The organism is Streptococcus sanguinis SK355, from assembly GCF_000212855.1.
Lineage (GTDB): Bacteria > Bacillota > Bacilli > Lactobacillales > Streptococcaceae > Streptococcus > Streptococcus sanguinis_A.
In genome coordinates this window covers 2,070,215-2,083,518 of record NZ_GL890993.1, presented here as the reverse complement: position 1 = coordinate 2,083,518, position 13,304 = coordinate 2,070,215, and the positions used below count along the sequence as shown (strand labels likewise).

Sequence of the window (13,304 nt, the reverse complement as noted above, 5' to 3'; positions counted from 1 at the left end):
GATTAAATTAATGAAAGTTTTAATGATAATTCCTGCTTATAATGAGGAAGAAAGTATTTTAAATACGGTTATGAGCATTGTAGAATATCGGAAGAAAGTTGATTTTGACTTAGACTACGTAGTTATCAATGATGGGTCAGTTGACAGAACCAAGGAGATTTTGGACAGTCATCATCTGAATGCTATTCATTTGGTTATGAATTTAGGGATTGGTGGAGCTGTTCAGACGGGTTATAAGTATGCTCTTGAGATGAATTATGATGTGGCCGTACAGTTTGATGGAGATGGTCAGCACGATATTGAGTCGCTGGATGCTTTGCTGGAGCCTATTCGTCGACAGCAGGCGGATTTGGTTGTTGGTTCTCGTTTTATCGGTGACAAGGCTTCGGAGTTTCAGACGACTTTTATGCGGCGTTTTGGTATTACCATTATTTCAGCTTTTATTAAATTAACAACAGGCAAAAGGATTCTGGATACCACATCAGGCTATCGTTTGGCCAATCGAGACATTATTCGACAATTCGCTGCGCGCTATCCTATCAAATATCCTGAGCCAGAATCAATCGTCCATCTCTTGAAGCGAAAATATACAGTGGTGGAAGCACCAGCCAATATGTTTGAACGTGCAGGAGGAGTCTCTTCGATTACTCCGATTAAGTCCATTCGCTATATGATTGAAGTTTGCTCTTCGATCTTGATTGCTGCTTTTATGAAAGAGAGTGAATAATGTCCATTTTGTCTATTGTTATGCTAGTGGCTTCAGTTCTATTCCTGTATTTTGTCTTTCGGAATATCAATCAAAACAATATTTTGTTTGAGCAAGCTTTTATGTGGATTATTATTGGCTTTGTACTGATTGTTATCTCTATTTTTGATTGGATTCCCGTTTCGATTGCCAAATTGTTAGGCTTTGAACTGACCTCAAACTTTGTCATGTCCTTGGCCATCTTTTTCTTGTTGGTTATTGTTTTTTTACATACTATTTCCATTTCAAAGCAAAAGGAACAAATCAAGCAGTTGGTACAAGAACTGTCCATCATGAAGCAAAGAATGTCCAAGTTAGAGAGTGAAAAAGATGAAAAATAACCATACCTGGGTGATTTGCGCCTATGGCGAAAGTGAATTTTTAGAAGATTGTATCCTGTCTCTGCAAGCTCAAACCTTACCATCAAAGGTTATCTGCTATAGCTCAACACCGCTGGATTCAATCAAGCAGTTGTGCCAGAAGTACGGTATTCCTTTTTATACGAAAGAAGGCGGTGGTATCGGTAAGGACTGGAACAATGCCCTTTCCTTTGTTGAGACTTCTTATGCTACTATTGCCCACCAGGATGACTACTATGAGCCAACTTATCTAGAAGCAGTGATGCAGAAGATAGAGCAATCTAAAGACATTCTCATTGCCTATACAGACTACTTTGAAGAGAAAAATGGAATCAAAATTCCGGCTAATACAAATCTGAAAATCAAGACTCTCATGCTTAAAACCTTGAATCTTATGCCATCCAGCCGTTTTTGGAGAAATCGGATCCTGGCTTTTGGCAATCCCATTTCCTGTCCGGCGGTGACTTACAATTTAGAGGCATTAAGGGATTTCCGATTTGATGAGGAAATGCGAGTAAGTCTGGATTGGTATGCTTGGTACAAGATTAGCGCCTATAAGGGTCGCTTCGCTTATATTTCCGAGAAGCTTATGTGCCATCGGATTCATGGAGAATCTGAAACAACCAAGACTATTTCAGATAATACTCGAACCAAAGAGGACTTGTTTATGTATCAGCTTTTCTGGCCAAAGTGGGTGGCTAATCTGATAAATAAAGCATATATGAAGAGTCAAGATGCTAACTCAAATTAATAGAGTTATTTACAAGGAAAGTATATGAAAGATTTAATATCTGTTGTTGTAACTTGTTACAACCATCAAGATTACATTGAACAGTGTTTGCGCAGTATTTTTGCGCAGACCTATCGAAATATTGAGTTACTGGTATTGGATGATGGCTCCTCTGACCATTCTGCTGAAATCATAGAAGCTGTCTTGGTGGATTCCCCTTTTCCAACGCGGTTTGAAAGCCATGAAAATATGGGGGTTGTCAAGACAAGAAACAAGGCTTTGCAGCAAATTCAAGGCACTTATTTTATTTTTGTGGATAGTGACGATTTTCTGGATTCGGACTATATTGAGAGTTTCTACACAAGCATGGTGCAAGAAGAGGCAGATATTGTCTATGGTGATTTGTATGACCCTGATAAAAAGGAAGTTTACCTTAAATCACGACCATTTGACAAGCTAGCTTTCTTAACGGAAAATTTTATTTCCAACTGTTCTCTCATTCGTCGTTCGGTTGCTGATGGTATTTATTATGATGAAGCTCTGAATCGTGAAAAACTGGAAGACTATGATTTCCTTTTAAACTTAATTATCAATCAAGGAGCGAAACCTGTTTATGATGCAAAAACGAATCTGAATTACCGGGTCTTTGATAAGGAATCAATCTCTAAACGGGATTCTACGAGATATCATTACGAAATGTATCTGAAAATTCTGCGTAAGTATGTAAAACAGATACCAGATGAAATATATCAAGCTCTGGGAAAGAACATATTTACACTGGAAGGTCGTTTGGATGAGTTGATTCAGCATATGGATAAAGTGAACGACTATGTTCTTGAACTGCAGGAGGAGCAGAGGCAGTTACATAAAAATCTAGACTCCTTGAAATCCAGACTGAGAACGATAAAAGAACAGCGTGATGAGGCTATTCAGGAGCAGTTTCGTATTCGCCGATCTATTTCCTACCGATTGGGAAATGGCTTGATTACGCCATTGAAACGTCTGGCTCAGATAATTAAGAATCCTCGCAGTATCAAAGCTGTTTTAAGTCGGATTAAACAACAGCTGGTTCGTTTGAAACGCCAAGTTAAGTCTCCTAAGGTTTATTATTATCAATGGTTGCGAAACTCTCAAAGGGGAAAAGCTCTTGCTTCAGTTTCAAGTGGCGAAAAAGTCTTAGTCTATGTCATTTTTGAATCCGAGCCACGCCTGCAGCAGTATAAGACTATCTTTTTAGAAAAGTTAGCAGCTTTGGCTGATAAGACTCTCATCGTCGTTAACGGCGGACTGGCTGAAGAGGATTTAGAAACTTTAGAGCAGTATGGGCAAGTCTTGGTGAGGAATAATAGTGGCTATGATACGGCAGCTTTTCGTGAAGGCATTCTTTCCTTAGGAAAGGAAACGCTGCAGCATTGTTCTCAGCTGATGCTCGTCAATGACACCAATATCGGACCTATGAGTGATTTGGCGGCTGTCTTTCATACTATGGCTGGCAGAAATCTTGACTTTTGGGGAATTTCCTATGGTGAGACCCAGGAAGATATTACTGGTTTTAACCGCTATGGTTACATTCCCAATCACCTACAGTCTTATTTTCTGGTGATAGAGCCTTTGCTGCTTCAATCCGAAGAATTCTACGACTATTGGGAAGTGCTGACTGATACAGATTCAAGGGAAGAGGCTATCGGAAAACATGAAACGACTTTTACCAAGTACTTTGCTGACTTGGGCTATCGTTACGATGCCTTGGTTCACGAAAATCGGGATTCAGCTATGTATATTCATCCATTAAGGATGTTAAAGGCAGGCAGTCCTCTGATTAAGTATACTTCTTTGAAGAATTATGATGATCAGCAGTTTTTATGGCAAGGTCTGGAAAGAGAGTCAGAGGTTCCTGATGTATTGGACTATGTTCGGGAGAAGACAGACTACCCAGTGGAGATTCTTGAGAATATCGTTCAAAAATTCAAAGATGTGCCTCGTGATCAATATATTCTCATCATTGACGGTGTAGAGAACATCATTCCGCAGTGTACGCGCTACCGTGTGCTCAATAAGGCAGAGCAGCTTAGAAAGAATGGCTTTGCTGTGAAAGTGGTTAATGCGTCTGAGTTTAGTCTGGCTCAGGCCCAGTATGCCAGCCACATCATTATCTACCGCGCTCCTTGGTCCGCCCAGCTCCAGCTTTTGTGTGATTTGGCTCGGGAGGAGCATAAGCCAGTCTATTTTGATATTGATGATTTGGTCTTTGATACCCTTTATACGGACCAGCTGAGTTATACACAAGGCTTATCTGAGAAGGAAAAGGGCAATTACGATGCAGGGGTGAAGAATTACGGGAAAATGCTAGCGGCTTGTGATGGGGCGATTACCTCCACTAATCAGTTAAAAGAGGAATTGCTCAAATATAAGGACTCCGTCCTGCTGAATCGGAATCTGGCGTCCAGCGAATTGATTGCGGTTAGCTCGCAGTTCTTGAAGGAAGACTTTGGCGCAGACGACAGAATAAAAATCGGCTATTTCTCTGGCTCCATCAGCCACAATGAGAATTTTGAGCTCATCAAGCCGGCTATCAAAGAAGTGCTTGACAACTACCCATTCGTTGAGCTTCATATTGTAGGGCATTTGGATATCCCGCAGGATATGAAACAATATACGCAGCGTATTGTCATCCATGAGTATGTGGACTGGAAGGCCTTGCCTCAGTTGATTAGTCAGGTTGATATTAATCTAGCCCCGTTAGTTGACTCAGTCTTTAATCGGGCCAAGTCAGAAATCAAGTGGATAGAAGCAGCTCTAGTCAAGGTGCCAACGATTGCCAGTCATATCGGTGCCTTTGCGGACATGATGATTGACGGTCAGACTGGACTTTTGGCTAAAGATAGTGAATGGAAAGAAAAGTTGGAAAGCCTGATTCTTTCTGCTGATTTACGCAGAGAACTAGCAGAGAACGCCTACGCTTTTGTATTAGAAAATTGCAGTTTAGATAAAAAAGATGAAATGGTGACTTATTTTGAAAAGAAATAAAGAAGTAAAAGTCGAGAATATTTTCTTATTATTGGCAAGTGTCTTTGTCTTGACTTTTATGATTGCACAGCCGATTAATCGGGTGCCTGATGAGACCAATCACGCTCGTATGACATGGGAAATCTTCCATAAACCGACCAGTCGAACATATAAATGGATGGACAAAATTCCATCTACTCCGAATGTTTCACCGGCAGAGTATAAGCAGTTGTTCTCAGAGAAGATAGATCTGGCGCAAGAAGAGTTTACCTTTGGCTTTAATCTCAAGGCTATCTCTTTCCTGCCTCAGCTCCTAGGTATGACCTTGGGAAGCATGCTTTATCCGTCAGTAGGCTTCATCGCGATGATGGGGCGGCTCTTTAATGCCTTGGCCTATATCTTTGGAATTTATTTCCTGATTAAATACTTCAAATATGGCAAAAAAGCTCTACTTTTCCTATCTCTTTTGCCTATTATGGTCCAGCAGGCAGCTTCTCTCTCTTACGATGTGATGAGCTATCTGGAGATTACGCTGGCAATTGGCTTTTTGACCAATATTGCCTACCATAAGAAATTTACCAACAGAAATGTGCTGGAACTTTTAGTGATTTCCATAGGTCTCTTTGTCACTAAACCGAATAATGTCCTTTTATTAGGTTTGCTGCCTTTTGTTGACTTTGAGTTTGAAGGATTCCTTGCGGCTCTGAACAAGCCTTTTGTTGCAACCAAAGCTTTTGTAGCTCGCTATCGCATTATCTTTTATGTACTTGGCTTTGCTACTTTCTTTCTTGCCCTGCATCTAGCCTTTCGCAATCAGGGTGGGCTCTTGCACTATGGACAAGTCTTACTGAATACGCTCTTTAAGCAAAGTGTTAATGGCGACTTGAATACGATTTTGACAATTGGTATGTTTGGCTTCTTGGGCAATTTCACCATTCAACTGCCTCTATGGCTGATTTTTATCGATGTGGCAGTTTTGGCGCTTATCTTTTTGCAGTCGCAGAAAGATTTTATGACCAAGGGCTACTCAGTCATGTCGCGTTATCTGTTTCTGGTTCAAGTGATTGCTGTTGTGTCAATTATGTATCTTCAGTGGACGCCCATCGTCCTAGGTAAAGGTGCCATGATATCGGTTGGTGCTCAGGGACGTTATTTTACACCCTTCTTGATCTTACTGCTACCAACTGTTGCTAATCTAGGAACCTTGGACATTAAAGACAGAGTGGTGAATCGAATGATGGTTGGGACTCTGGTAGCTAACTTCTTGGTTTCCCTCTACTTGATGGTGCCCTTTTATTGGAATGTATTAGGATAAGCTATGAAAAAAAAGATATTATTTATTTCGCCGACGGGAACGCTGGATAATGGAGCTGAAATCTCTATTGTCAATTTGATGGAGTACTTGGTCCAGACGGGACATCAGGTTATCAATGCGATTCCGGATTATCATGTAGCCGTTCAGCAGGACTATATATCCAGCTTGGCAGCCTTGGGTGTTGAGACTATAGCCTTGCCGTCAGTTAAATGGTGGTGGGAGGATGCGCCTGGTGGCCTGCCAGGTTGTCCTGAGTCTAGAGCTCGGTCTTATCAGGAAAATACATCAGCACTCAGAAAGATGCTAACGGAGCGAAAGATTGATTTGGTTATTACCAACACGGTCAATATGTTTCAAGGAGCAGTGGCAGCGGCCTGCGAGAATGTTCCACATTTCTGGCTGATTCATGAATTTCCTGACGGAGAGTTTGGTTACTACAAGGAAAAGCTAGATTTTATCAGTGATTATTCGCAGGAAATATTTGCAGTTAGAGGTGCCTTGCAGAGACAGCTGCAGGATCTGCTGCCAGACAGAAAAGTCTTGTCTTTTGCTCCTTTTACGAAAATTCAGCCTACTGATACAGAAGAAAAGGATGGAGCCGAAAGGCGTATTGTGTCAGTTGGACGTTTGACAGAGCGTAAGAATCAATTAGAATTGATAAAAGCCTATGACAAGTTATCTCAGCCAAAACCGGCTTTGGTTTTTATAGGTGCCTGGGATGAGGATTACAGAAAAAAATGTGATGCTTATATTTCTGAACATCAAATAGAAAATATTAGTTTCTTGGGACACAAGGACAATCCTTGGGCAGAGGTGACGGCAGCAGACCTAGCGGTATTTCCGTCTGCGATGGAAACCTTTGGCTTAGTCTATATTGAAGCGATTATGAATGGCCTTCCGACCATTTTGTCGGACAATCCTGGTCATCTATCCGCCTATGAAATCTTTGAAGAAGGTCAGCTGTATTCATCTGGCAATATCGAGGAGTTGGCTGATAAGATAAACATTGCCTTGGCAAACTTTGAGAGATTAAAAGACCAGTCGGTGGCCAATCTTGGTAAAATCCAAGAGCGCTACACAGTTCAGAGTGTTTACCAAAACTTATTGGATAAGATTGAAAACACTGAAATATACAAGTCTAACTCTTTGCGTCATGTCAAGTGCTTATTGGATACAAATTTACCTTCTCAACCAGCAGGCTCTTTTTTACGCAAAGTGAAAAATAAGTTGCTTTCTGGCAGAAGAGGTTAAAGAAAGAAAAGGACAAGTGTAGCCGCGGCTCTACCTGTCCTTTTTATATTATACAAACACACTAGAAAGTGGTATAATAGAATGGATTGTAAAATCTTGAATTGAGGGAAATCATGAAACATGTCTTCATCATCGGGAGTCGGGGACTTCCTGCCAAATATGGAGGATTTGAAACTTTTGTCGAGAAATTGACAGAGCATCAAATCTCTTCTCAAATCCAGTATCATGTGGCTTGCTTATCATATGATGAAGCTTTTCATCATTTTGATTACAAGGGCGTAGACTGTTTTACAGTCAAGCCACCCAAGCTTGGTCCGGCTCGCGTAATTGCCTATGATATGATGGCTGTCTCCTACGCCCTCAAGTTTGCTAAGAAAGAGCAGATTGAGCAGCCAATTTTTTACATTCTTGGAAATACGATTGGTGCTTTTATCTTTCCCCTTGCTCGTCGTATCCATCAGGCAGGCGGTAAATTCTTTATCAATCCTGACGGGTTGGAGTGGAAGCGGGCCAAGTGGTCTAAGCCAGTCCAAGCCTATCTCAAGTATTCTGAGAAGGTCATGACCAAGCATGCAGACTTGGTTATAGCGGACAATCAAGGCATCGAAAGCTATATTCAAAAAGCTTATCCTTGGTCTAAAACGACCTGTATCGCTTATGGAACCGACCTTTATCTGTCTAATCTGACGGAAAACGAAGGCAAGGTCAGGGTCTTCTTTGAAAAGTGGGCCAGTAAGGAAAAAGACTATTACCTCATTGTCGGACGCTTCGTTCCAGAAAACAACTATGAAACCATCATTCAAGAATTTATGAAATCCAAAACCCAACGTGACTTGCTGATTATCTGCAATCATGAGGGCAATCCCTATTTTGAAGAGCTTAAGCAGAAAACGAGCTTTGACCGTGATTCTCGCATTAAATTTGTTGGAACGGTCTATGATCAGAATCTGCTCAAATATATTCGTAATCATGCTTTTGCATACATACATGGACATGAGGTTGGCGGTACCAATCCGGGACTCTTGGAAGCACTGGCTCAGACAGATGCCAATCTGGTGCTGGATGTGGACTTCAATCGGAAGGTGGCAAAAGAAACGGCTCTGTACTGGCAAAAAAACCCTGGTCAGCTGACCCAACTGATTGACCGAGTAGATGCTCAAACAGATTTTACGGAGCTAGGTCAAGCTGCCAAAGAAAATATGAAAGAAAACTACACCTGGGAAAAAATTGTGGGTGAATACGAGGATTTATTTTTATCATGAAAGTGACCATTCTTCTGTCCACCTATAATGGGGAGCAATTTCTGGCCGAGCAGATTAAGAGTATTCAAGAGCAGACATATAGGGACTGGCAGCTGCTGATTCGTGATGATGGCTCTACAGATGGGACGCGGGCTGTCATCGAAGACTTTTGCCGCAAGGATGACCGCATTTCCTTTATCAATCGGGAAAATCCACAAAATCTGGGTGTCATTCAAAGTTTTCATAGTCTGCTTCAATACCAAGATTCGGATTTCTATCTTTTTAGTGACCAAGATGACGTTTGGCTGCCAGACAAGATTGCCATGCAATTGGCTGAAGCAGATAAATATGATAGCAGTCAGCCCTTGCTGGTTTATACTGACTTGAAGGTCGTAGATCAAGAGCTACAGGTTGTTCACGAAAGCATGATTCGCACTCAGTCGGATCACGCTAATACAGAACTAGTCCAAGAGTTGACAGAGAATACGGTGACGGGCGGTGTTTCTATGATAAATCGCGCCTTGGCCCAACTTTGGACTGGGGAGGAAGAGCATGAACTGCTCATGCACGATTGGTATCTGGGCTTGCTGGCTGCGGCTTTTGGAAAGTTGGTCTATATTGACAAGCCGGGTGAGCTCTATCGCCAGCATTCAAATAATGTTCTAGGAGCTCGAACGCTCAGAAAACGCGTAAAAAACTGGGTGCGTCCCCATGTTCTTTTTGCCAAATATTGGAAATTGATAAAAGACAGTCAGACCCAGGCTAGAAATTTGCTGGTCCTGCCGCTAACTGCTGAAAATAGAGAGTTAATTGAGAACTTTGTGACCATTATGGAGGTACCTTTTAAGGAGCGCTGGCGCAGGATTCGTCAATATGGCTACCGTAAAAACCGCACTTTCCATACCCTTGTTTTTACGAGCCTCATTCTCACAAAGTTTGCTTATAAGGAGTAATATTCATGGATTTTTTTAGTAAAAAAAATCGAATTCTTTTGAAAGAATTAATCAAGACGGATTTTAAGTTGCGTTATCAAGGGTCCTTGGTCGGCTATCTCTGGTCGATTTTGAAGCCGTTGATGATGTTTACTATCATGTATCTGGTCTTTGTCCGCTTTTTGCGCTTTGATGACGGGACACCCCACTATACAGTAGGGCTTTTGCTGGGGATGGTTTTTTGGTCTTTCTTTACCGAAGCCACTAATATGGGCATGCTTTCCATCGTTTCTCGGGGAGATTTGCTTCGTAAATTAAACTTTCCTAAGCATACCATTGTCATTTCATCGGTTCTTGGAGCAGCTATTAATTTTCTGATTAATCTGGTCGTTGTTTTCCTCTTCGCTTTGATTAATCAGGTGGAATTCGGCTTTCATACGCTGGTGATTATTCCTCTTTTTCTGGAGGTATTGGTCTTGGCAATGGGCTGCGCCCTCATGCTGTCTTCCTTGTTTGTGAAGTACCGGGATATTGGACCTATTTGGGAAGTGGCTCTTCAAGCTGGAATGTACGCCAGCCCGATTATCTACTCTCTGAACTTCCTTTTGAAAGGTAAAAACATTTTTGTCGCTAAAATAATGATGCTCAATCCGATTGCCCAGATGCTGCAGGACATGCGCCATTTCATCGTTTCTCCTGTCAATGTCAGAGGCTGGGACATCGTGAATAACAAACTAATCGCCCTCATTCCCTACTTGATTCCTTTTGTGATATTGGCTCTAGGTTTGTTCTTCTTTAATAAAAATGCTAAGAGATTTGCGGAGATTTTATAATGTCAAATAATATTGCAGTAAAAGTCGACCATGTAAGTAAATTCTTTCGATTGCCTACTGAGGCTACTCAAAGTTTGAGAACCAGTTTGGTCAATCGTTTTAAGGGGATCAAAGGTTACAAAGAACAGCATGTTTTGAAAGATATTTCCTTTGAAGTTGAAAAAGGGGACTTCTACGGGATTGTCGGCCGCAATGGCTCTGGTAAGTCCACCCTCCTAAAAATTATCTCTGAGATTTATATTCCGGAGAAGGGCAAGGTAACTATTGACGGTAAGTTGGTTTCCTTTATTGAGCTGGGTGTCGGTTTCAATCCAGAACTAACTGGTCGCGAAAATGTCTATATGAATGGTGCCATGCTGGGATTCTCAACAGAAGAAGTAGACGCCATGTACGATGATATTGTGGAGTTTGCTGAGCTGGGCGAGTTTATGAACCAAAAACTTAAGAATTATTCCAGCGGTATGCAGGTGCGTCTGGCCTTTTCTGTGGCCATCAAGGCTCAGGGTGATATTCTGATTTTGGATGAGGTCTTGGCTGTCGGTGACGAAGCCTTTCAGCGTAAGTGTAATGACTACTTCAAAGATCGCAAGGAGTCAGGTAAGACGACCATTCTGGTGACCCATGACATGGGAGCTGTTAAAAAGTATTGTAATAAGGCTGTCTTGATTGAAAATGGCTTGGTCAAGGCTATCGGCAATCCAGATGATGTGGCTAACCAGTACAGTCTTGACAATGCGACTGAAACAAAAGCCATGAACGAAGGATTCCAGGTTGAGAATGCAGCAGTTTCTGATTTGAAGGTTAAGCTCTTGCATTCGCCTCAGATTTCACCTGAACAAGAAATTGAATTTGCAATTTCTTATCGGGTAAATCAAGACCTTCCGACCTATGTTTCCTTTTCTCTGACAGATATCGATCGAACTATCTGGCTCTACAATGATAACTCCATGGATCAGCCGACAGAAGGACCGGGACAGAAGCGTTTGACTTACAAGTGCCATGTGTCACAGATAAATAACGCTAAGTTAAAACTGCAGGTTTCAGTGCGGGATCAGGAAGAACAGATTTTAGCCTTTGCAGACTCTCAGAACAACCCAGTTATCTTAGTCAATCGTCAGGATATTAAGGATGACGATGTCTCTGCTAAGGATTCTGCTACTGGGTTAATCCAGCGTAATGGCAGTTGGAAGATTTCTCAATCATAAAGAATAAGGTATTTTCATGGAACGAATATTACTCTATGTTCATTTCAATAAATGCAATCATATAAGCGGTCATGTCTTCTATCAGTTGGAGCAGCTCAAGCCGCTTTTTTCTAAGATTATTTTTATTTCAAACAGTCCTTTGAGCGATGAGGACAAATGCCGGCTGAGAGAAGACTTGGGCATTTCTGACTTGCTTGAGCGGGATAATCGAGGTTTTGATTTTGCAGCCTGGCGTGATGGCATGAACTGGCTGGGTTTTGACACTTTGCAAAACTCAGACTCTCTGACTCTCATGAACGACACTTGCTTTGGTCCGCTATGGGATTTGGCACCGATTTATCAGTGTTTTGAAGAGGATTCGCAAGTCGATTTTTGGGGAATGACTAATTTCCGCAAGACCAGGTGCTTTGAAGAACACCTGCAGAGCTACTTTGTCACCTTTAAGCAGTCAGTTCTCAAAGACAAGACTTTCCATGAATTTTGGTCTCAAGTAGAAGATTTTACTGATGTTCAAGATGTGATTAACCATTACGAGACCCGGTTTACCAAGCTCTTTGTAGAGGCAGGATTCAGATATCAAGCTCTCCTTGATACCCGTCAGGAAGAAGCAGGAGAATTGGTTCATCCAGACTTTTCCTACTATAAGCCACTTAGGATTCTGGAAGCGAAGGTTCCTTTTCTAAAGGTCAAGGCTCTCACGGGTAATCCTTTTTTAGCTAGGTATTTGCTGGAAGATCTTGAAACCAACTCATCCTATCCGACTTCGCTTATTAGGGAACATCTTTTCTATCATTTTGGTCCGGACCTTCCTTGTTTGCTAGAGGACAAGTATTTGTCCCAGTCAACTTCGAACTATCGTACAGATCAGCCTGTCCTCCTGCATATCCATGTAACGGATTTTCCTATTTTTCTGCAGTATCAGGACAAGCTATTCTCTCTATTGTCTCAGTACCAGTACTTAGTGACAACAGATCAGCCAGAAGTGCTGAAACAGCTGCAGACAGCGCTGGTTCATCTGGGCAATAAAGTTCAGCTTGTCCTAAGTCAGAAATCGCATGCCTGGCTTGCCATGCTGGAGCAGAAGGAAATTCTGCAAAACTATGCTTATATCGGCCATCTATCAACTCATAGATTGGTGGAGAATCAGGCTATTTTTGACCAAGCTATACGTTCTGATTTGATAAATATGATGGTTGATTATGCGGATGCAAGTATAGAAGCGTTGGAGCAGGAGTCTGCTTTAGGTTTGGTTATTCCAGATTTGCCGCGCCTAGTCAGAGATGGCTTGTTTGAGTCAGAGCCGCCGCGTTCATGGCTGGCTGCTGTCTGGCAGGAAGCTGGTTTGCATAAGTCTTTTGACTTTATGATTGCCCCTTCTCTGACGAGAGTCTATGGTGGCTTCTTATGGTTCAAATATTCTGCTTTGGCTAGTGTGTTCCAGATGAAGAGCTTAGAAAGTTTGCCATCCTCTGATCAGGAACTATCTGATGTTTTAGAGCATTTATTGGTTTATTTAGCTTGGGATAGTCATTATGATTTCAAGATTATGCCCTTATCTTCCCTCCCCTCTTTACTGGACTTGCAGAGGAAAAGGGAAGAGTTGACCAATCAAAAAGAAAAATTAAGTCAGAAAAATTTATCTCAAAAGATTAGAAATCGTTTGTCCAATCTTTTAAAGAAAAAGTGA

The 13,304-nt window shown here is 41.7% G+C and carries 11 protein-coding genes; all 11 read left to right on the top strand.

Annotation, left to right across the window (positions count from 1 at the left end; translation table 11 throughout):
• The first annotated feature begins 10 nt into the window (after window positions 1-10).
• The 11 genes from HMPREF9389_RS01410 (at window position 11) to HMPREF9389_RS01460 (ending at window position 13,304) form a co-directional block, all read left to right on the top strand.
• Window positions 11-727: a glycosyltransferase family 2 protein gene (locus HMPREF9389_RS01410; protein WP_002930972.1), complete on the top strand. Its 717-nt coding sequence runs from the start codon at window positions 11-13 to the stop codon at window positions 725-727.
• Window positions 727-1,086 carry a DUF2304 domain-containing protein gene (locus HMPREF9389_RS01415; RefSeq protein WP_002912850.1) on the top strand — a complete coding sequence of 120 codons (360 nt, stop codon included), beginning with the start codon at window positions 727-729 and terminating at the stop codon, window positions 1,084-1,086. Before HMPREF9389_RS01410 ends, HMPREF9389_RS01415 begins: the two co-directional genes overlap by 1 nt.
• Entirely contained in the window at window positions 1,076-1,855 is a 780-nt protein-coding gene (locus HMPREF9389_RS01420) for a glycosyltransferase family 2 protein (RefSeq protein ID WP_002930970.1), read from the top strand. The genes HMPREF9389_RS01415 and HMPREF9389_RS01420 overlap by 11 nt, the downstream gene beginning before the upstream one ends.
• A 24-nt stretch (window positions 1,856-1,879) precedes the next feature.
• Window positions 1,880-4,861 (top strand): rhamnan synthesis F family protein, encoded by a 2,982-nt coding sequence (locus HMPREF9389_RS01425; protein ID WP_002930969.1) that lies wholly within the window; start codon window positions 1,880-1,882, stop codon window positions 4,859-4,861.
• Window positions 4,848-6,155, top strand: a complete 1,308-nt coding sequence (locus HMPREF9389_RS01430) for a DUF2142 domain-containing protein (protein ID WP_002930967.1) — start codon at window positions 4,848-4,850, stop codon at window positions 6,153-6,155. Before HMPREF9389_RS01425 ends, HMPREF9389_RS01430 begins: the two co-directional genes overlap by 14 nt.
• Window positions 6,156-6,158: 3 nt before the next feature.
• Window positions 6,159-7,406 (top strand): glycosyltransferase family 4 protein, encoded by a 1,248-nt coding sequence (locus tag HMPREF9389_RS01435; RefSeq protein WP_002930966.1) that lies wholly within the window; start codon window positions 6,159-6,161, stop codon window positions 7,404-7,406.
• Between the two features lie 113 nt (window positions 7,407-7,519).
• Window positions 7,520-8,668 carry a beta 1-4 rhamnosyltransferase Cps2T gene (gene cps2T / locus HMPREF9389_RS01440; protein ID WP_002930964.1) on the top strand — a complete coding sequence of 383 codons (1,149 nt, stop codon included), beginning with the start codon at window positions 7,520-7,522 and terminating at the stop codon, window positions 8,666-8,668.
• The gene (locus HMPREF9389_RS01445) at window positions 8,665-9,600 is read left to right on the top strand and encodes a glycosyltransferase family 2 protein (protein ID WP_002930962.1); all 936 of its coding nucleotides are present in this window, start codon (window positions 8,665-8,667) and stop codon (window positions 9,598-9,600) included. The genes cps2T and HMPREF9389_RS01445 overlap by 4 nt, the downstream gene beginning before the upstream one ends.
• Window positions 9,601-9,605: 5 nt before the next feature.
• Window positions 9,606-10,412, top strand: a complete 807-nt coding sequence (locus HMPREF9389_RS01450; RefSeq protein WP_002930961.1) for an ABC transporter permease — start codon at window positions 9,606-9,608, stop codon at window positions 10,410-10,412.
• Entirely contained in the window at window positions 10,412-11,617 is a 1,206-nt protein-coding gene (locus HMPREF9389_RS01455; protein WP_002930958.1) for an ABC transporter ATP-binding protein, read from the top strand. Before HMPREF9389_RS01450 ends, HMPREF9389_RS01455 begins: the two co-directional genes overlap by 1 nt.
• Window positions 11,618-11,633: 16 nt before the next feature.
• The gene (locus HMPREF9389_RS01460) at window positions 11,634-13,304 is read left to right on the top strand and encodes a rhamnan synthesis F family protein (protein ID WP_002930956.1); all 1,671 of its coding nucleotides are present in this window, start codon (window positions 11,634-11,636) and stop codon (window positions 13,302-13,304) included.

Excerpts from the sequence above, each read along its gene's own strand:
- HMPREF9389_RS01420 (WP_002930970.1), top strand. The coding sequence starts at position 1,076 with ATGAAAAATAACCATACCTGGGTGATTTGCGCCTATGGCGAAAGTGAA.
- HMPREF9389_RS01460 (WP_002930956.1), top strand. The coding sequence starts at position 11,634 with ATGGAACGAATATTACTCTATGTTCATTTCAATAAATGCAATCATATA.
- cps2T (WP_002930964.1), top strand. The coding sequence starts at position 7,520 with ATGAAACATGTCTTCATCATCGGGAGTCGGGGACTTCCTGCCAAATAT.
- HMPREF9389_RS01445 (WP_002930962.1), top strand. The coding sequence starts at position 8,665 with ATGAAAGTGACCATTCTTCTGTCCACCTATAATGGGGAGCAATTTCTG.
- HMPREF9389_RS01410 (WP_002930972.1), top strand. The coding sequence starts at position 11 with ATGAAAGTTTTAATGATAATTCCTGCTTATAATGAGGAAGAAAGTATT.
- HMPREF9389_RS01435 (WP_002930966.1), top strand. The coding sequence starts at position 6,159 with ATGAAAAAAAAGATATTATTTATTTCGCCGACGGGAACGCTGGATAAT.
- HMPREF9389_RS01415 (WP_002912850.1), top strand. The coding sequence starts at position 727 with ATGTCCATTTTGTCTATTGTTATGCTAGTGGCTTCAGTTCTATTCCTG.
- HMPREF9389_RS01425 (WP_002930969.1), top strand. The coding sequence starts at position 1,880 with ATGAAAGATTTAATATCTGTTGTTGTAACTTGTTACAACCATCAAGAT.
- HMPREF9389_RS01450 (WP_002930961.1), top strand. The coding sequence starts at position 9,606 with ATGGATTTTTTTAGTAAAAAAAATCGAATTCTTTTGAAAGAATTAATC.
- HMPREF9389_RS01455 (WP_002930958.1), top strand. The coding sequence starts at position 10,412 with ATGTCAAATAATATTGCAGTAAAAGTCGACCATGTAAGTAAATTCTTT.